Here is an 18,267-nt window from a genome sequence, read left to right as displayed (position 1 = left end):
CTGCGATCTGTTGACGTTGTTTGGTAAAAACAAGATCAAAAGATCGCAGCCTGCGGCAGCTCCTACAGGGGGGATGTGTGAGGTAAAAAAAAACGGCCCGAAGGCCGTTTTTTTTTGGGGCGTACGCATCAACCGCCGAGGTACGCCTCGCGTACTTTCGGGTCGGTCAGCAGTGCTTCACCGGTGCCTTGCATGACCACACGACCGTTCTCCAGAACGTAGGCGCGGTCAGCGATTTTCAGCGCCTGGTTGGCATTCTGCTCGACCAGGAACACCGTCACACCGTCCTTGCGCAGCATTTCGATGATGTCGAAAATCTGCTGGATGATGATCGGTGCCAGGCCCAGCGACGGCTCGTCGAGCAGCAGCAGTTTCGGCTTGCTCATCAGCGCGCGGCCGATGGCGAGCATTTGCTGTTCGCCGCCGGACATGGTGCCGCCGCGCTGGTTGAAGCGTTCTTTCAGGCGCGGGAACAGGCCGAGAACCTTGTCCATCTGTTCCTGATAGTCGCCTTTGTCGGTGAAGAAGCCGCCCATGGACAGGTTTTCCTCAACGGTCAGACGGGCAAACACCCGACGACCTTCCGGCACCACCGCAATGCTCTTGCGCATGATCTGCGACGAGTCCTGGCCGACCAGTTCCTCACCCATGTACCGGATGCTGCCGCTGTGCGCCTGCGGCGAACCGCAGAGCGTCATCAGCAGCGTCGACTTGCCGGCACCGTTGGCGCCGATCAGGGTCACGATCTCGCCCTGACGGACTTCGACGTTGACGCTGTGCAGGGCCTGGATCTTGCCGTAGAAGGTGGAAACGTTTTCGAACTGCAGCATTTACGCTTCCCCCAGGTAGGCTTTGATCACTTCAGGATTGTCGCGAATCTGTTCCGGCGTACCGTCGGCCAGAGGCGTGCCCTGATTGATCACGACGATGTGGTCGGAAATGCTCATGACCAGTTTCATGTCGTGTTCGATCAGCAGCACGGTGACGTTGTGCTCTTCACGCAGTACACCGATCAGCGCCTTGAGGTCTTCGGTTTCCTTCGGATTGAGGCCGGCGGCCGGTTCGTCGAGCATGAGGATCCGCGGACGGGTCATCATGCAGCGAGCGATTTCCAGACGCCGTTGCTGACCGTAGGCCAGCGTGCCGGCGGTACGGTTGGCGAACTCCTTGAGGTTGACCTTTTCCAGCCAGTACTCGGCAAACTCCATGGCCTCGCGCTCGCTTTTGCGGAACGACGGGGTCTTGAACAGGCCGGCCAGGAAGTTGGTGTTCAGGTGACGGTGCTGGGCGATCAACAGGTTCTCGACCGCCGTCATGTCCTTGAACAGGCGCACGTTCTGGAAGGTGCGCACCACGCCTTTGAGGGCGATCTTGTGGCCCGGCAGGCCTTGAATCGGCTCGCCGTCGAGCAGGATGCTGCCGCCCGTTGGCTGATAGAAACCGGTCAGGCAGTTGAACACGGTGGTCTTGCCCGCGCCGTTCGGCCCGATCAGTGCAACCACTTGTTTCTCTTTGACGGTCAGGGCCACGCCGTTGACCGCCAGCAAGCCGCCGAAGCGCATGCTCAGGTTTTCGACTTTAAGGATCTCGCGGCTCATTTTCGCAACTCCATGTGTGGGCGTTGCATCGGCAGCAGACCTTGTGGACGCCAGATCATCATCAACACCATCAGCGCACCGAACATCAACATGCGGTACTCGCTGAACTCACGCATCATTTCCGGTAACAGGATCATTACCACGGCGGCCAGAATCACACCCAACTGCGAACCCATACCGCCCAACACCACGATGGCGAGGATGATTGCCGACTCGATGAAGGTGAACGACTCCGGGGTTACCAGACCCTGACGGGCGGCGAAGAAGCTACCGGCGAAACCGGCGAACGCAGCGCCAAGTGTGAAGGCGGACAGCTTGATGATCGTCGGATTCAGGCCCAAAGCACGGCAGGCGATCTCGTCTTCACGCAGCGCTTCCCACGCACGGCCGATCGGCATGCGCAGCAAACGGTTGATGACGAACAGCGCCGCCAGCGCCAGTACCAGGGCAACCAGGTAGAGGAAGATCACCTTGTTGATCGAGTTGTATTGCAGGCCGAAATACTCGTGGAAGGTTTGCATGCCTTCCGCAGCCTTGCGTTCAAAGGTCAGACCGAAGAACGTTGGTTTCTCGATGTTGCTGATGCCGTTCGGGCCGCCAGTGATGTCGGTCAGGTTACGCAGGAACAGACGGATGATCTCGCCGAAGCCGAGGGTCACGATCGCCAGATAGTCACCGCGCAGGCGCAGCACCGGGAAGCCCAGCAGGAAGCCGAACGTCGCCGCCATCAGGCCGGCAATCGGCAGGCAGATCCAGAAGCTCAAGCCGTAGTAGTGCGACAGCAGCGCGTAGCTGTAGGCGCCGACGGCGTAGAAGCCGACGTAACCGAGGTCGAGCAGACCGGCCAGACCGACGACGATGTTCAGACCGAGGCCGAGCATCACGTAGATCAGGATCAGCGTCGCGATGTCCACCGCGCCACGCGAACCGAAGAACGGCCACACCAATGCACCGATGATCAGCGCAATGATGAAGTAGCGTTGGGTGGTCGGCAGGGTCAGGAAGTTGCTGGCCTTGGCCGGGATCAGCGGCATACCCGGCGAGGATTTCCATGCCTTGCTGATCTGCTGGTTGAACAGCACCCGCAGGAACATCAGCACCGAACAGATGGCGATGGTCGCCAGAATCATCGGGCTGGTGTTGTGCACTTCGAGGTTGATGCCGACGATGGTCAGTTTCAGTCCGAGTACCGGGTAGGCCACAGCCCACACCAGCAAGGCACTGAACAGTGCCTGTTTAAGATTCCTAGTCATACTTTCTCAACCTCCGGACGGCCCAGAATGCCGGTCGGACGGAACAACAGCACCAGAACCAACAAGCCGAAAGCCACGACGTCCTTGTATTGGTCACCGAAGATATCGGCACCAAACGCTTCCGCCACCCCAAGCACCAACCCGCCGAGCATGGCGCCGGGGATGCTGCCGATGCCGCCGAGTACCGCTGCGGTGAAGGCTTTGAGGCCGACGAGGAAACCGGCGTTGGGGTTGATCACGCCATATTGCATGCTCAGCAGCACGGCCGCGATGGCCGCCAGCGCAGCACCAATGACGAAGGTCAGGGCGATGATGTTGTTGGTGTTGATGCCCAGCAGGTTGGCCATCTTGATGTCTTCGGCGCAGGCGCGGCAGGCGCGACCCAGGCGAGAACGGGAGATGAACAGCGTCAGGCCGAGCATGGCGATCAGCGTCACCACGAACACCACGATTTGCATGTAGGAAATCAGCACTTCATGTGCGCCACCTGGCCCGAAGGAAATGTTCCCGGGGATCAGGTTGGGGATGGATTTGTCCTTGGAGTCTTGCGCCAGCAGAACCGTGTTCTGCAGGAAGATCGACATACCGATGGCGGAGATCAGCGGGATCAGACGGTTGCTGCCGCGCAGGGGGCGGTAGGCGATCCGTTCGATGCTGTAACCGTAGGAACTGGTGACAACGATGCTCGCGATGAAGGCTGCGGTCATCAACAGCGGGACGTTGTCGATTCCCATCATGGCCAGCCCGGCGATGGCGATGAACGCCACGTAGGAACCGATCATGTACACCTCGCCGTGGGCGAAGTTGATCATTCCAATGATGCCGTAAACCATCGTATAGCCGATGGCAATCAGGGCATACGTGCTGCCAATGGTCAGGCCATTAACCAGCTGCTGGAAGAAGTGATAGAGGTCAGGCATTACAACGCTCCTAAAAACCTGATACGCATTTCACTGGTGGAGTCATTTTCCCGCCCGGCCCCGTGGATCTATATCCACTTCGAATCCGGGTTTTGCCAGCGAACCGCTGATGACGGTTTTGAGATTTTCAGGTGGGGAGACTGGCGGATCACGCCAGCGCGGCCCATACATTCGTAAAACAAAGCCCACGGCACGCCGTGGGCTTTATTGGCAGTCAGTCAGGGCGCGCCTTACTGAGGCGAAACTTCAGTTTTTGGTTTGCCGAAGTGCCACTCGTAAACCACAAATTTGAAGTCCTTCAGGTCACCCTTGGCGTCGAAGCTCAGGTCGCCAGTCGGGGTCTTGAAGGTGCCGGCGTGAATGGCTTCAGCCACCTTGGCCGGGTCTTCGGATTTGGCCGCGGTGATACCGCCGGCAATCACTTCAACCGCCGAGTAGGAAGGGAACACGAACGGGCCGCTCGGATCTTCTTTCTTCGCCTTGAAGGCATCTGCCAGGGCGATGTTGGCCGGATCCTGGTCGAAGGATTTCGGCAGGGTTACCAGCAGACCTTCGGAAGCGTCTTTGGCGATCTGCGAAATCGAGTCGTTACCCACGCCTTCCGGACCCATGAACTTGGCTTTCAGGCCTTTTTCAGCCGCCTGACGCAGGATCAGACCCAGCTCCGGGTGGTAGCCACCGTAGTAAACGAAGTCGACGTTGGCTTGCTTGAGCTTGGCGATGATCGAGGAGAAGTCCTTGTCGCCGGCGTTGACGCCTTCGAACACGGCAACCTTGGTGCCTTTCTTCTCGAGGGTGGCTTTGACGGCGGTGGCGATGCCTTCACCGTATTGTTGCTTGTCGTGCAGCACAGCAACGATTTTCGGTTTCACGTGATCGGCAATGTAGTTACCGGCGGCAGGGCCCTGGGCGCTGTCCAGACCGATGGTACGGAAGACCATTTTGTAACCACGGGCGGTGATGTCCGGGCTGGTGGCAGCCGGGGTGATCATGATCACGCCTTCGTCTTCGTAGATGTCCGAAGCCGGTTGAGTGGAGCTGGAGCACAGGTGACCGACGACGAACTTGACGCCGTCGTTGACGACCTTGTTCGCGACCGCTACCGCTTGTTTCGGATCGCAGGCATCGTCGTATTCAACGGCTTCGAGTTTCTTGCCGTCGACGCCGCCCTTGGCGTTGATTTGTTCGATGGCCATTTTTGCGCCACTGAACTGCATGTCGCCGTATTGGGCTACTGGACCGGTCTTAGGGCCGGCAATACCGATTTTGATGGTGTCAGCTGCGAACGAATGGCTGGCAACCCCGGCCAGAACCATAGCGGCAAACAGTTTGGAAATCTGCTTAGTAGCCTTAGTCATAGTGCTCCACTCTTACTGTTGTAATTTTTTTGAGTTCTGGCGCCGTAGCAGCAGAACCGGGTCAGATATCTTTGCGATACCCTCCGGAAATGCCCCCGGCAACTGTACCGGTACAGTGTAGAGCGCCGGTTGTTGGCCTGGGAAGCGGGCGCCGAGGGGCAAAACTTGGGGGTGTCGCATTTTTGAATGAAAAAGACAGAATTGCGGCGGGGCGTTCGTGGGCATATATCCCAATCAACAGCATTCCTTGGCGTTCCTGCTCTTTTCGTTCGGTGAAGCCATTTGCAACCGGGTTTTTCTGGCGGACCACCGACGTTATCATTCGCGTCGATTTCTTCTCCGGACAGTTCCCATGAATCAAGAACCTAGCACCCTCTATGCCAAGCTGCTTGGTGAAACCGCATCTATTACCTGGAAAGAGCTGGAGCCGTTCTTCGCCAAGGGTGCCCTATTGTGGGTCGACCCTGCGCTGGATCTGATCGCGGCCGCCGAGGCCGTGGCTTCGGATGAAGGCGAGAAAGTGGCCGCCTGGCTGGCCGAAGACAAAGTCGCCAAGCTGTCTGAAACGCGGGCGCTGGATCTTTTCGAGCGCGATCCGGCGTTGTGGGCGGTGGTGGTTTCGCCGTGGATTCTGATCCAGGAAAGGGCAGTCGCCGCCGACGTCGCACCTTGATGGTGCGACCGGTCATCAGCGAAAAGTGTGTAGCGGAGTAGCGTGATGGCACGTTGCCGTAGAGAAACACCACAGGCGAGGGTGGCATCACGGTGACGTAAACGTAACGGGAACAGTTTAATAAGCAGTCTAACGGCTGCTTAATTGTTTCTGAATGTTGGAATGGCTGAAATATTCAGTGAGTTTCAGGGCCTCATCGCTGGCAAGCCAGCTCCCACAGGTTTGGTGTTGTTCACAAAATTTGTGTTCACCCGGACCTTGTGGGAGCTGGCTTGCCAGCGATAGGGGCGACTCGGTTCCGGATCAGACCGTAAACGACTTCCCGGTATGGTTATTCAGCGAAATAACCTTGGTCTTGCCAATCCGGTGACGATAAATCTCGCGCAAGTATTTGATCGACTTCTTCACACAATCACGCGACAAACGAATGTCGTTGATCGAGACAAACTTGTCTTTGTCGTTGATCAGCTCGCGGTACTTCTTCTCGTACATCGGCTTGATCGCGTACCAATTGGTGTCGAGGATCTTCGCCGGGTTTTCGAACTCGTTGAGCAGGTCGTCGATGCGGTCTTCGTCGAACTCTTCGTTGATGATGAAATCGAGGATCGAGTTGTCCAGCGTCTCGTCAAAACGGTACGGGTTCTTCGCGAAGCAGCGCTTGATGAATGCGACGATCAGGGTCAGGAAATCATCCGACAGGCACGGGCTCTTCGCGATCAATGTGGTCAGCGACAGGTTGGCCGAGGCGCCGATCACCAGCGCATAACGCTTGAGCGTGGTGTTGGGGAACAGGCTGTTGAGGTGGGTTTTCAACCGGTTCAGGTCCATGTACGACAGTTTGTAGTCTTTTGGCAGCGAGACGATCGAGACCACCGACGAGCAGTTCTTGAAGAAGTGCAGGTCGTGCAGCGCCGCAGCGTCATAACCGGAATTCTTGTACTGCTCCAGCGACGCGCGATAACGCTTGGATTCGATCGGCAACAGGCTGATGCCTTCGATCGCCTGCGTGACCTTGTTGAAGTGCGGCAGGTCGATCGAGCGGAAGAACAGGTCGTCGATGTTCAGGCGCTGCGGCTCTTTGTCGAACACCTTGAATTTGTCGCTGCTCGGCGGCGGCGTTTCCGGCACCACCGATTCGGCGTAGGCAATCGCCACCGGGCCGGCCAGACTCATGAACAGGTCGTTGGCATCGAGGCGAATGGTCTCACCGATGTCGATGCCGGCGCGGCGGAAATAGTTCTGATCGTAGTCAGTGGTGACTGCCTGCGCCGTCAGAATGTTGAAGATCTGCTGCGAGATGTATTGGTTGGCGTGCTTCTCCATCGCATTGACATCAATGTTCTGGATGTTGCCGTCATCGCTTTCTTCGGCGTAACGCATGATGTCGTTGGAGATCAGCATCATTGCGTTCCATGGGCGGATACGGCCCATGACGCTGGCTTCGCTACTGTCTTCGTTGGCGAAGTTGTAGGAGAAATCCCATTCTTCCGAGAGGTATTTACACAGCAGGCGACCGGCGTTGATGTGCAGCGCCTCGGACATTTCGCTGCGATGGTCGGAAATGTTCGGCAGCACGCAAATGCCGCTGGTGAAGATCGGCTCGAAGACGAACGAATGACCGCTCTTGCCGTCATGTTCGTCCATCGGCTTGGTGTCGAACGTCTTGTTCATGTACGAGTGCTGCTGGGCCAGGCCGAACTCCGAGGCCATGCCCGAACCGGTACCGCCGCCGGCACTGAAGATCGAGAAATACAGGCGCGACTGGTTGGCCTTGATGCCGCAGCTGTCAATCAGGTACGAGTGGATCATTTTCCAGTCAGGGCTGGAGAAGCGCTGGGTGTCCTTGTTGAGGATGATCTTCGCCAGATACTGGCCGAGGATCGGCGCGTTACCGGCGCCACCGGCGTGGACTTCGGACAAGTCCATGATCTTCATTTTGCTGTAGTCGCGCAGGAAACCGCTTTTTTCGCCCTTGCGCGAGAAACGAATACGCCCGGCGATGTCCTTGTCGAGGTCGCCGAGCATCACCAGCGGTTCGACCAGGAACACCGGTTTGCTCGCCTTGTTGTTGCCGATGCGCAGGTTGTTCTTGATCCACTGCGCCGGGCTGTAACCCTTGTCGGCCGATCGGCGATCCGCCGCACGGTCTTCGTTGTTGAATTCGTTGAGGTAGAACTTGCGCGCGTTGTACACCAGCTCCGCGACGTCGAGGGCGATGTTGGAGCCGCAGCGACCGAGGCCGATCAGGCACACCGATGGAAATTCCTGATCGTTGTGCTGTTCGTTATCGCCTTCCAGGTGCGGCGGGCGCGGGAACACCAGATCACGCAGGCCGTCGAGATTGTCGAGGATACGGTCGGTATTGGTTTCGGTGAAGTACAGGTATTGCTGGGTCGACAGCGGGCGCGACGGGACCAATGGCTTCGACGATGACGGGCTGTTGGCGGCGGGGCTCAAAGTCAGATCGGATACCGCACTGGCGGGATTGTTTTTAGAAGTCATTGTGCGCCATATACCTGGACTGGGTTGGTGCGCTGGCCGATGCCTGCGAACCTCACGGAATAAGATCTCGCGTCTTTTTTTGCGCGTATTGAGCCCGAGCGTCAGGGATTTGGCCTGAGTGTCGCTGGGGGGAATCCTTTCCTGATCGTTGATGAATCGGCCATTATTCGGCGATCTTTAATCGAAAAGAGGCAAAATGATGTCAACGCTACCTTCGTTGGGGTTCGCCGGAATCGGTCTGATGGGGCTGCCCATGTGCCGGCGTCTGTTGGCGGCGGGTTATCCGCTGACCGTGTGGAATCGCAACCCGGCCAAGTGCGCGCCGCTGGTCGAAGCCGGTGCCCGGCAGGTGGCGCGTCCCGCCGATTTGTGCGAACACGCGGACATCGTGATGTTGTGCCTGGCCGATACGGCGGTGGTGCGTGAGGTGGTGTTTGGCGCTGGCGGTATTGCCGAAGGCGCGAAAAACGGCCAGCTGCTGGTGGATTTTTCCAGCCTCGAACCGACCGCCACGCGCGAGATGGCGGCGCAACTGGCCGAGAACAGCGGCATGGCCTGGCTGGATTCTCCGGTATCCGGCGGCGTGGTCGGCGCCGAAGCGGGCAGTCTGGCGATCATGGTCGGTGGCGATGCGGCAGATCTTCAGCGCGTGCGCCCGGTGCTGCTCAATCTCGGTCAGCGCGTGACGCACATGGGCGGTGTCGGCGCCGGGCAGGTGACCAAGGCCTGCAACCAGATGATCGTTGCCTGCAATGCCTTGGTGATTGCCGAAGTGGTGGCGCTGGCCGAGCAGGCCGGGGTTGATGCGAGCCTGATTGCTGAAGCGCTGGCCGGCGGTTTTGCCGATTCCAAACCACTGCAGATCCTCGCCCCGCAAATGGCTGAAAGCCGCTTCGAGCCGATCAAATGGCACGTGCGCACCTTGCTCAAGGACCTCGACACCGCCGTGAAATTCTCCCGCGAACAGGGTTCAGCGACACCCATCAGCGGATTGGCCGCACAACTGATGCGCCTGCATGGGGCGCAGGGCTTTTTGGCGCAGGATCCAGCAACACTGGTGCAAATGTACCGCGCGCCAGAATCAACGGATTGACCGTATGGGCATGTTTGCGCTGATTGATTTCTTCCAGCACCGGGCGCAGCTCCTCCAGCGGCACCGGGCGGCTGAGCAGGTAACCCTGAATGAAATCGCAGCCCGAACGCTCGAGAAATTCGTACTGCTCCAGGCTTTCCACGCCTTCGGTGACCACCTGCAAATGCAGGGTGTGCGCCATGACGATGATCGCCTGGACGATCTCCATGTCCGCCGTGGCATTGGGAATGTCGATGATGAACGAACGGTCGATCTTCAGAGTGTTCAGCGGCAGGCGCTTGAGATAGGCCAGCGATGAATAACCGGTACCGAAGTCGTCGATCGACAGTGACACGCCGAGGGCACGGATTTGCCGCAGCAGCACCAGGGTGTTGGCGATGTTGCCCATCAGCGCATTTTCGGTGACTTCCAGTTCCAGGCGTTCCGGTGCAACGCCGGCGGTGCGCAGCGCACTTTCAATCTCGAGGGCCAGCTCCTCGCGGGCAAGGTTGAGGGGCGAGCAGTTCCAGGCGATTTTCAGTTCTTCGCAGCCATGGCGCGAGAGCTCGCCGAGGTCTTTGCAGGCCCGGCGCAATACCCAGTTATCCAGCTCGGCGATCAGACCATTGTTTTCGGCGATGCTGATAAAGCGATCCGGCGTCAGCAAACCGTGCAGCGGGTGTTGCCAGCGGATCAACGCTTCGAGCTTGGTAACGCGGCCGGTTTTCAGTTCGAAGATCGGCTGGTAATAGAGCATCAAGCCGTTTTCTTCGCGCAGGGCATGGCGCAGTTCTTCCTCGAGTTGCAGTTCCAGGGTGGCGCGGTTTTTCAGGTTGGAATTGAAAAAGTGCAGGCCGTTGCGTCCCGCCCCTTTGGATTGATACAGCGCCAGATCGGCGTGCTTGAGCAGTTCTTCGCAGGTGGTGCCGTCCTCCGGAAACAGACTGATGCCAATGCTGGTGGTCATGACCATGCGCCGCCCGGCCAGTTCGATCGGCTCCTTCATCTTGAGCATGATGCGCTGGGCCATGTTGCGCGCCTCTTCACGATCACGCAGGCTGATCAGGATGCAGAACTCATCGCCACCGAAGCGGGCGACCACGTCTTCATGGCTGCGTACCGAGCCTTTGATGTGCTGGGCGATGACTTTGAGCAACTCGTCACCGGCGTCATGGCCGAGGCTGTCGTTGATCCGTTTGAAGTGGTCGATGTCGAGAAACATCACCGCGAGCATGCCGCCCTCGGTGGTTTTCTGGCTGAGTTTCTCGGCGAAGATCTGGTTAAAGCCGCGACGGTTGATCAGGTTGGTCAGGGCGTCGTAGTTGGCCACTTGCTGCAGCGACATGCGCGCCTGGTCGAGCTGGCTGAGCAAGGCATTGACCCGGCGCAGGTCGTGTTCCTTGCTCTGCAGTTTCTTGTCGGCCAGCGCGGCGCTGACCGCGCTGCCGAGTATCAACAGGGTGATCAACGCGACCGTCAGGCCCAACTGCATATGGCTGGTTTCGACCGCTATCGCCGGCGCGCTGCCTTCAGGCAAGACCAGGTGCAACGCGGCCATCCCGGTGAAGTGCATGCTGAAAATGCCGGCGCCGAGGATCAGCGCGGCGCTGTATTTGAGCATCTGATGAAACAGGCCGCTGCCTTCGCGAAGGTAACCCGCCACCCACAGCGCGGCGAAACTGGCGCCGATGGCAATGACCACCGACAGCGCAAACAGGCCGGGGTCATAGTAAGCGACGGCGCTCGACTGCATGGCCGTCATGCCGACGTAATGCATGCCGGCAATCCCCAGGCCGATGACGATGGCTGTTTTCAGGTACAGCACCAGGCTGGGGCGGGCCTCGCTCAGGGTGTGCATGGCCAGCCATGAGGCAAGCAGGGCGATCAGCAAGGAAAACAGGGTAATGGGCAGGTCGTACTGGATGTCGATCGGCGCTTGGAACGCCAGCATGCCAATGAAGTGCATGGCCCAGATGCCGCCGGCCAGGCAGGTGGCGCCGATCCAGCGCCACACCCGTTGCGAACGTGGATCTTCGGCGTGGCCCACCCGCTCGGCCATGTCGAGGGTGGCAAAACTGGCGGCGCAAGCGACCAGATAAGCCACCAGCACCAGCAAGGGATTGTGCGTGCAATCGAGGATGACCTGCCCGCTCTCCGGCAGCTCGGTAACAAACTGTAAACCAAGCCACTCCATAGCATGCCCCGTCTCTGAAGTCGTCCTTACTGCGTCGTCAACGCAGGCGAATGACTGGAGTATAGAGGCGGTTTCTGGGGTGAATGCGGTAGTGGCATATTGGCGCTAACGATTTCGGCATTAGCACCATAGCGTTTGGCACTAATAGAGTCAGGCGCTCTGGTCGAAAGGAATTTGCGCCCAGTCCGGTTGCAGCGGCGGCAGGCCGAAACGCGCCCGGGCCTTGTCGCAATCGACATTCTGTTCGCCGTTTTCCCATGACGACTCGAATTCGCGGCAGGGGCTGGAGCGCAATTCATAAATCGAGCATTTCACCTCGCTGCCGACTTCGCCGACCAACGCCGTGCAACGCGGCGATTTACAGTCGGTGCCGTTCATCGCCACCCGGCTCGGGCTGATCTGCGTGACCAGTTCATCGGGCACCGTGCCACCGGAGGAAGCGCATTCACCCCAGAAAAAAGACACACGAAAATGGGAACAACAGGCACCGCAATTCAGACACGGACTGACTTCGGACATGGGGAGGGCATCAAAGGGATTGATCGGCGAATCCGGACGGATCCGGCGGCTATTCTAGGCTTCGCCACGGACTTGGGAAGGGGGGCGTGAAACTATTTTTTTGTGCCAGGATTTTGCGGTAGAAGCCCCGGTTTTCGGGGGATTGCAGACTTATCAAGGGCTTACGTTTCGTTACAGTGGCATGGCCCGATATCAGGCAGACGAATGATCACAGACAGCTTCCGACGGGCTGACTAGATTGCAGGTTCCGGGCTCGGATGCGTTGGCAGTGAAGCCCTATAACAATAAAGAGACGGACCCATGCAGAACTCGACCCAAGCGGCGAATGCCTGGCGCATTCTGTTCCTGCTGTTTCTCGCCAACTTGTTCAACTTCTTCGACCGCACCATTCCGGCGATCATCATCGAGCCGATCCGTATGGAATGGCACCTCAGCGACTTTCAGCTGGGGATCGTCGGTACCGCATTCACCATTGTTTACGCGATTGCCGGGCTGCCCTTGGGGCGCATGGCCGACACCGGCTCGCGGCGCAAACTGATGGGCTGGGGCCTGGCGACTTGGAGTGCGCTGACAGCGGTCAACGGTCTGGTTGGCAGTTTCTGGAGCTTTTTGATCGTGCGCATGGGCATCGGCATCGGTGAGGCCAGCTACGCACCGGCGGCCAACTCGCTGATCGGCGATCTGTTCCCGGCGCATCGTCGGGCGCGGGCGATGGGCATTTTCATGCTCGGTCTGCCGCTGGGCTTGTTGCTCGCGTTTTTCACCATCGGCGCGATGGTCAAGGCGTTCGACAGCTGGCGGGCGCCGTTCTTTATCGCGGCAGTGCCGGGGCTGATCCTGGCGATTTTCATGTTCTTCATTAAAGAGCCGAAGCGCGGCGCGGCGGAAACCGTGCAGGTCTCGCAAGAGCGCGTCGACAGGCCGATCCGGCGGATTCTGGCGGTGCCGACCTTTCTGTGGCTGGTGATGGCCGGGTTGTGCTTCAACTTCGCGACCTATGCCTGCAACTCGTTTCTGGTGCCGATGCTGCAGCGTTATTTCCTGATGCCGTTGCAGGAAGCCGCGGTGGCGACCGGGGTGATTGTCGGCGTGACCGGGTTGGTCGGATTGACGCTGGGCGGCTGGATTGCCGACAAGATTCACCAGCGTGTGGCCAATGGGCGGCTGTTGTTCGCGGCGTTCAGCCTGATTATTTCGACACTGTGCACGGCGTGGGCGCTGCATGCCGGGCGTATCGAGATTGGTGTGTTTGTCGCGGTATTCAGTGTCGGTTGGCTGTTTGCCTACAACTTCTACACCTGCGTTTACACGGCGATTCAGGACGTGGTCGAACCGCGTTTGCGGGCGACGGCGATGGCGTTGTTCTTTGCCGGGTTGTATTTGCTGGGTGGTGGTCTGGGGCCGGTGGTGGTCGGTGGTTTGTCCGATCATTTTGCCCACACGGCGATGTTGTCGGCAGGGGCTGAGCAGATGACCGAGGCGTTCAAAGCGGTCGGGCTGCATGATGCGATGTACCTGATTCCGGTGGCGCTGTTTTTGACCATGGTGTTTCTGTTTCTGGCGGCGCGGTGTTTTGTGCGCGATGCGCAGCGGATGAAGGAGGGGCTGGTTGCAGTGGTTGAGCCAGAAGTTGCAGCGGCGACTGCCTAGCCGTCATCGCTGGCAAGCCAGCTCCCACAGTGACCGAGTCGTACACATAATTTGTTAACAACCCGAAACCTGTGGGAGCTGGCTTGCCAGCGATGAGGCCATCAGCATTGATCGTTCCCACGCTCTGCGTGGGAATGCAGCCGGGACGCTCTGCGTCCCTTTCCAGAGCTGGAACGCGGAGCGTCCCTTGAGGCATTCCCACGCGGAGCGTGGGAACGATCGGCCCGCATCGCTGCGGGCCTTGTTGTTTTCAGGGGGGGAGCAGGGCGGTTTAGCCTGCCACCAACACCCGAATCGCTTCCAGGCGCAACGCCGCTTTGTCCAGCATCGCCAGACCTTGCTCGCGCTGTTCACGCAACGCCACCAGTTCACTGTCACGTACGGTCGGGTTGACCGCTTGCAACGCGGTCAGGCGCGCCAGCTCTTCGTCGGTGTCGGCCGCCAGACGGCGACGGGCCTCGGCTACGCGCTCGGCGTGACGCGGGGCGATCTTGTCTTCACCGGCGTTGATCCGTGGCGTCAGCTGATCGCGCTGGGCCTGGATGAACTTGTTGGCGCTGGCGCGTGGCACGCTTTCCAGCTGATCGTTCAGCGTTTCAAACGAGACGCGAGCCGACAGGTCGTTGCCATTGGCATCCAGCAGGCAGCGCAGGGCGGCCGGCGGCAGGTAACGGCCCAATTGCAGCGAGCGCGGCGCCACCACTTCGCTGACATACAGCAGTTCCAGCAGCACGGTGCCCGGCTTCAACGCCTTGTTCTTGATCAGCGCGACGGCGGTGTTGCCCATCGAGCCGGACAGCACCAGGTCCATGCCGCCCTGCACCATCGGGTGTTCCCAGGTGATGAATTGCATATCTTCGCGCGACAGCGCCTGGTTGCGGTCGTAGGTGATGGTCACGCCTTCGTCGTCGCCCAGCGGGAAACTGGCGTCGAGCATCTTCTCGCTCGGTTTGAGGATCAGCGCGTTTTCCGAATGGTCTTCGCTGTCGATGCCGAACGCGTCGAACAGGGTTTCCATGTAGATCGGCAGGGCGAACTGATCGTCTTGCTCAAGGATGTCCTCGACCAGCGCTTCACCTTCGCCGGCGCCACCGGAGTTGAGCTCCAGCAGACGGTCGCGGCCGGTGTGCAGCTCGGCTTCCAGACGCTCGCGCTCGCTGCGCGCTTCGTCGATCAGCGCCTGCCACTCGCTGTCGTCGGCTTCTTCGAGCAGCGGCAGCAGGCGCGGGCCGAACTGATGCTGCAAGGCGTTGCCGGTCGGGCAGGTGTTGAGGAACGCGTTCAGCGCTTCGTGGTACCACTGGAACAGGCGCTCTTGCGGGCTGGTTTCCAGGTACGGCACGTGCAGTTCGATGATGTGCTTCTGGCCGATCCGGTCGAGACGACCGATACGCTGCTCGAGCAAATCCGGGTGCGACGGCAGATCGAACAACACCAGGTGGTGAGCGAACTGGAAGTTGCGACCTTCACTGCCGATTTCCGAGCAGATCAGCACTTGCGCACCGAACTCTTCATCAGCGAAGTACGCAGCAGCGCGGTCACGCTCAAGGATGTTCATGCCTTCGTGGAACACCGTGGCCGGGATGCCGGAGCGCACGCGCAGGGCGTCTTCCAGGTCCATCGCGGTTTCGGCGTGGGCGCAGATAACCAGCACTTTGGTGCGCTTGAGCATTTTCAGCTGATCGATCAGCCACTCGACACGCGGGTCGAATTTCCACCAGCGTTCTTCTTCGCTGGCGTCCGGCTGCGCCTGGAAGCTGACTTCCGGGTACAGCTCGGCGTGTTCGCCCAGCGGCAGTTCGAGGTATTCGTCCGGGCACGGCAGCGGGTACGGATGCAGCTTGCGCTCCGGGAAACCCTGCACGGCAGCGCGGGTGTTACGGAACAGCACGCGGCCGGTGCCGTGGCGATCGAGCAGTTCGCGCACGAGGCGGGCGCTGGCTTCGGTGTCGCCATCGTTGACCGCGGTCAACAGGGCTTCGCCTTCGTTGCCGAGGAAACCCTGAATGGTTTTGTGCGCTTTGGCTGAGAGACGGCCCTTGTCGAGCAGTTCCTGCACGGCTTCGGCCACCGGGCGATAGTTATCGCTCTCGGCGCGGAACGCGGCCAGGTCGTGGAAACGGTTTGGATCGAGCAGGCGCAGACGGGCGAAGTGGCTGTCCTGACCGAGCTGTTCCGGGGTGGCGGTGAGCAGCAGCACGCCCGGGATGACTTCGGCGAGTTGCTCGACCAGCGAGTATTCGGCGCTGGCTTTCTCTTCGTGCCAGACCAGGTGATGCGCTTCGTCGACCACCAGCAGATCCCAACCGGCGGCGAACAGAGCGTCTTGCGCCTTCTCGTCGTCGACCAGCCATTCCAGCGCGACCAGCGCCAGTTGGGTGTCTTCGAACGGGTTGGCGGCATCGCTTTCGATAAAGCGTTCTTCGTCGAACAGCGCAACTTGGAGGTTAAAGCGGCGGCGCATCTCCACCAGCCACTGGTGCTGGAGGTTTTCCGGGACGAGGATCAGCACGCGGTTGGCGCGGCCCGAGAGCAGTTGGCGATGGATCACCAGACCGGCCTCGATGGTTTTACCCAGACCCACTTCGTCCGCCAGCAGAACGCGCGGGGCGATGCGGTCAGCGACTTCACGGGCGATGTGCAATTGGTGCGCGATCGGTTGCGCACGCACGCCACCCAGGCCCCAGAGCGAAGATTGCAGCTGGCGGCTGGTGTGTTCGAGGGTGTTGTAACGCAGCGAGAACCACGCCAGCGGGTCGATCTGCCCGGCGAACAGACGGTCGCTGGCCAGACGGAACTGAATGAAGTTCGACAACTGGGTTTCCGGCAGGGTGACGGCTTCGTTCTGCCCATTGAGACCGTGATAGACCATCAGCCCGTCGACATCGTCGACTTGCTGCACGGTCATCTTCCAGCCTTCGAAATGGGTGATGCTGTCGCCCGGCGAGAATCGCACGCGGGTCAGGGGCGCATTCCGTAGCGCGTACTGGCGGGTTTCGCCAGTGGCCGGGTAAAGCACGGTCAACAAGCGGCCGTCCTGTGCCAGAACGGTGCCTAAACCAAGCTCTGCTTCGCTGTCACTGATCCAGCGTTGCCCCGGTTGATACTGCTGCGCCATGCTGCCTGACTCCCACCTTGAAAAAGCGGGCTATCTTAACGGAATGCGACCCTGAGGCCAAAGGAATACTGGGGTAGGAGCTGCCGAAGGCTGGGATCTTTTGATCTTGGGGAACACTTGGAATCGGTGTTGTCCCATTAAAAGATCGCAGCCTTCGGCAGCTCCTACAGGTGCCAAGTGCGTCACAGATTTGCGACGGATGGCTCAAGGCGCCTTTGCCGCAGCCGATAGCCTGCAGACAGGAGACCCTTTATATGTTGCCACCGATGCTCCCCTTGAGCGCTGTGCCGATCACTTCCCAGCAGGACCCGATCCGCCAGCGGCCGGACATTCCTCCGGTGGTGCCGGTGCAGGAAAGCTCCAACGAAAGCACGATTGATCTGCAAAATCGCGATCCGGAAGAGGATCGACTGATGGCGCGCGAAGAACAGCGCCGCCAGCAGGAGCGCGATCGTCGTCGTCGCGAAGCCGATGAAGACCCGGAAGAACATCTGGCGGTGCCTGGCACCGAACTCAATGCCGACAACACCGTGCCGGTGGTGCCGCTGATGGAAGACCAGCCGCGTCAGGGGTTGTGGGTCGATATCGAGATTTGACCGTTGTCGTTCACATGAATTGTTTTTCAGCGTTTAAGCCGGTGGCTGGTCAGCGCTGGCGTCTGGCTGCATTATTGGCGCAGGCCTGCCGGTGATGTGGCAGTTGTGATTCTTTCAAGCGATGTTCCGAACGCCATGAGCCAAGACGACAAACTGATCGACCTCAGCACTGAACGCGCCAAGCGGGTGCATGACATTAAAGAGAAGCGCCTGAACGAGGTGCGACAGGCTTTCGAGCAGGCCATGCCGCTGGGAAAAGCCAAGAAAAAGTCGAAGAACAAGCCGAAAAAGCGTTGATCTCCCCCTGCATCCGTTGATGCAGGTCAGTTATTTCCCCTCCTTTATCTCCCTTCGTTGCTGGCATTGATCCCGGTCAATTTGTGCGCCTGTGTGTTTGGTAACTTAGTCCCATCGCAGCAGAGCAGGGGCCAGGAGGCCAGTCATGTTTTTCGATAACGTGGTGTTTGCCGGGGTCCTGACTGTAGGGCTGATGGTTCTGTTTTTTGCAGGGTTTGGATTTTTTATCTGGAAGGACGCGAATAAGCGCAAGAAGTGATTCTTCTGGAGTGATGAGCACGCAAGGCATTTTGGGGCGACTTCGGTTGCCCCTTTTTTTTTGCCTTGGCGGCCTGTGGGCCGACCAGGCTTTGGGTTGTTTTGTGGGAATATCCGTTTTTTCGGGTGTTGCGGCTGGCGGTTTCGCCCTTACGGCGAGTCACCTTTTCCAAACGCCGAAAAGGTAACCGAAAAGGCTTGCTCCTACGTGCGGCCCGCTCGCTGGGGCTCGGGGTCCCTTCGTTCCGGGATCGATCCG

Annotated in this window: 15 protein-coding genes; 6 read left to right on the top strand and 9 right to left on the bottom strand. The window is 59.4% G+C overall.

The window, feature by feature from the left end; genetic code table 11:
* Positions 1-128: 128 nt before the first annotated feature.
* The 5 genes from PMI37_RS15185 to PMI37_RS15165 form a co-directional block, all read right to left on the bottom strand.
* Positions 129-830, bottom strand: coding sequence for an ABC transporter ATP-binding protein (locus tag PMI37_RS15185; RefSeq protein WP_008082262.1), 702 nt, complete (start codon positions 828-830; stop codon positions 129-131).
* Complete coding sequence (gene livG / locus PMI37_RS15180) at positions 831-1,598, bottom strand: high-affinity branched-chain amino acid ABC transporter ATP-binding protein LivG (RefSeq protein ID WP_008082259.1); 768 nt, start codon at positions 1,596-1,598, stop codon at positions 831-833.
* Positions 1,595-2,851, bottom strand: a complete 1,257-nt coding sequence (locus PMI37_RS15175) for a high-affinity branched-chain amino acid ABC transporter permease LivM (protein WP_008082257.1) — start codon at positions 2,849-2,851, stop codon at positions 1,595-1,597. Before PMI37_RS15175 ends, livG begins: the two co-directional genes overlap by 4 nt.
* Complete coding sequence (gene livH / locus PMI37_RS15170) at positions 2,848-3,771, bottom strand: high-affinity branched-chain amino acid ABC transporter permease LivH (RefSeq protein ID WP_008082254.1); 924 nt, start codon at positions 3,769-3,771, stop codon at positions 2,848-2,850. Before livH ends, PMI37_RS15175 begins: the two co-directional genes overlap by 4 nt.
* A gap of 230 nt (positions 3,772-4,001) precedes the next feature.
* Positions 4,002-5,129: a branched-chain amino acid ABC transporter substrate-binding protein gene (locus PMI37_RS15165; protein WP_008082248.1), complete on the bottom strand. Its 1,128-nt coding sequence runs from the start codon at positions 5,127-5,129 to the stop codon at positions 4,002-4,004.
* A gap of 352 nt (positions 5,130-5,481) precedes the next feature.
* Between PMI37_RS15165 and PMI37_RS15160 the strand changes: the two genes are divergently transcribed.
* Positions 5,482-5,802: a DUF2288 domain-containing protein gene (locus PMI37_RS15160; RefSeq protein ID WP_008082246.1), complete on the top strand. Its 321-nt coding sequence runs from the start codon at positions 5,482-5,484 to the stop codon at positions 5,800-5,802.
* 303 nt (positions 5,803-6,105) lie between these two features.
* Here the strand turns inward: PMI37_RS15160 and PMI37_RS15155 are convergent, their stop codons facing one another.
* Positions 6,106-8,304 carry a hypothetical protein gene (locus PMI37_RS15155; protein WP_008082244.1) on the bottom strand — a complete coding sequence of 733 codons (2,199 nt, stop codon included), beginning with the start codon at positions 8,302-8,304 and terminating at the stop codon, positions 6,106-6,108.
* Between the two features lie 196 nt (positions 8,305-8,500).
* On the opposite strand from PMI37_RS15155, the gene PMI37_RS31325 reads away from it, so the two are divergent.
* Entirely contained in the window at positions 8,501-9,397 is an 897-nt protein-coding gene (locus PMI37_RS31325; RefSeq protein WP_162130780.1) for an NAD(P)-dependent oxidoreductase, read from the top strand.
* On the opposite strand, the gene PMI37_RS15145 is transcribed toward PMI37_RS31325, so the two are convergent.
* Both PMI37_RS15145 and PMI37_RS15140 read right to left on the bottom strand, forming a co-directional pair.
* Positions 9,288-11,570: a putative bifunctional diguanylate cyclase/phosphodiesterase gene (locus tag PMI37_RS15145; protein WP_008082242.1), complete on the bottom strand. Its 2,283-nt coding sequence runs from the start codon at positions 11,568-11,570 to the stop codon at positions 9,288-9,290. The genes PMI37_RS31325 and PMI37_RS15145 overlap by 110 nt on opposite strands.
* Before the next feature lie 150 nt (positions 11,571-11,720).
* The gene (locus PMI37_RS15140) at positions 11,721-12,089 is read right to left on the bottom strand and encodes a YkgJ family cysteine cluster protein (protein ID WP_008082241.1); all 369 of its coding nucleotides are present in this window, start codon (positions 12,087-12,089) and stop codon (positions 11,721-11,723) included.
* Between the two features lie 300 nt (positions 12,090-12,389).
* Here PMI37_RS15140 and PMI37_RS15135 point away from each other — a divergent pair, with 300 nt between their 5' ends.
* On the top strand, positions 12,390-13,739 hold the full coding sequence (locus PMI37_RS15135) for a spinster family MFS transporter (protein ID WP_008082239.1): 1,350 nt from the start codon (positions 12,390-12,392) through the stop codon (positions 13,737-13,739).
* A 271-nt stretch (positions 13,740-14,010) separates the two neighbouring features.
* Here PMI37_RS15135 and rapA read toward each other — a convergent pair whose 3' ends face one another.
* A complete protein-coding gene (gene rapA, locus PMI37_RS15130; RefSeq protein WP_008082238.1) occupies positions 14,011-16,857 on the bottom strand; it encodes an RNA polymerase-associated protein RapA in 2,847 nt (948 codons plus the stop codon).
* Positions 16,858-17,111: 254 nt separating this feature from the next.
* Here rapA and PMI37_RS15125 point away from each other — a divergent pair, with 254 nt between their 5' ends.
* The 3 genes from PMI37_RS15125 to ccoM all read left to right on the top strand — a co-directional run bounded on the left by PMI37_RS15125 (position 17,112) and on the right by ccoM (position 18,009).
* On the top strand, positions 17,112-17,453 hold the full coding sequence (locus PMI37_RS15125) for a hypothetical protein (protein WP_008082237.1): 342 nt from the start codon (positions 17,112-17,114) through the stop codon (positions 17,451-17,453).
* 96 nt (positions 17,454-17,549) lie between these two features.
* A complete protein-coding gene (locus tag PMI37_RS31680) occupies positions 17,550-17,750 on the top strand; it encodes a hypothetical protein (RefSeq protein ID WP_157173089.1) in 201 nt (66 codons plus the stop codon).
* 145 nt (positions 17,751-17,895) lie between these two features.
* Positions 17,896-18,009: a cytochrome c oxidase subunit CcoM gene (gene ccoM / locus PMI37_RS32410; protein ID WP_003222396.1), complete on the top strand. Its 114-nt coding sequence runs from the start codon at positions 17,896-17,898 to the stop codon at positions 18,007-18,009.
* Positions 18,010-18,267 lie beyond the last annotated feature (258 nt).

It is taken from the genome of Pseudomonas sp. GM80 (genome assembly GCF_000282515.1).
Taxonomy (GTDB): domain Bacteria; phylum Pseudomonadota; class Gammaproteobacteria; order Pseudomonadales; family Pseudomonadaceae; genus Aquipseudomonas.
This window is presented reverse-complemented; position numbering and strand designations above follow the sequence as displayed.

Coding starts and splice junctions, on each gene's coding strand:
- PMI37_RS15185 (WP_008082262.1), bottom strand. CDS start 830: ATGCTGCAGTTCGAAAACGTTTCCACCTTCTACGGCAAGATCCAGGCC.
- livG (WP_008082259.1), bottom strand. CDS start 1,598: ATGAGCCGCGAGATCCTTAAAGTCGAAAACCTGAGCATGCGCTTCGGC.
- PMI37_RS15175 (WP_008082257.1), bottom strand. CDS start 2,851: ATGACTAGGAATCTTAAACAGGCACTGTTCAGTGCCTTGCTGGTGTGG.
- livH (WP_008082254.1), bottom strand. CDS start 3,771: ATGCCTGACCTCTATCACTTCTTCCAGCAGCTGGTTAATGGCCTGACC.
- PMI37_RS15165 (WP_008082248.1), bottom strand. CDS start 5,129: ATGACTAAGGCTACTAAGCAGATTTCCAAACTGTTTGCCGCTATGGTT.
- PMI37_RS15160 (WP_008082246.1), top strand. CDS start 5,482: ATGAATCAAGAACCTAGCACCCTCTATGCCAAGCTGCTTGGTGAAACC.
- PMI37_RS15155 (WP_008082244.1), bottom strand. CDS start 8,304: ATGACTTCTAAAAACAATCCCGCCAGTGCGGTATCCGATCTGACTTTG.
- PMI37_RS31325 (WP_162130780.1), top strand. CDS start 8,501: ATGATGTCAACGCTACCTTCGTTGGGGTTCGCCGGAATCGGTCTGATG.
- PMI37_RS15145 (WP_008082242.1), bottom strand. CDS start 11,570: ATGGAGTGGCTTGGTTTACAGTTTGTTACCGAGCTGCCGGAGAGCGGG.
- PMI37_RS15140 (WP_008082241.1), bottom strand. CDS start 12,089: ATGTCCGAAGTCAGTCCGTGTCTGAATTGCGGTGCCTGTTGTTCCCAT.
- PMI37_RS15135 (WP_008082239.1), top strand. CDS start 12,390: ATGCAGAACTCGACCCAAGCGGCGAATGCCTGGCGCATTCTGTTCCTG.
- rapA (WP_008082238.1), bottom strand. CDS start 16,857: ATGGCGCAGCAGTATCAACCGGGGCAACGCTGGATCAGTGACAGCGAA.
- PMI37_RS15125 (WP_008082237.1), top strand. CDS start 17,112: ATGTTGCCACCGATGCTCCCCTTGAGCGCTGTGCCGATCACTTCCCAG.
- ccoM (WP_003222396.1), top strand. CDS start 17,896: ATGTTTTTCGATAACGTGGTGTTTGCCGGGGTCCTGACTGTAGGGCTG.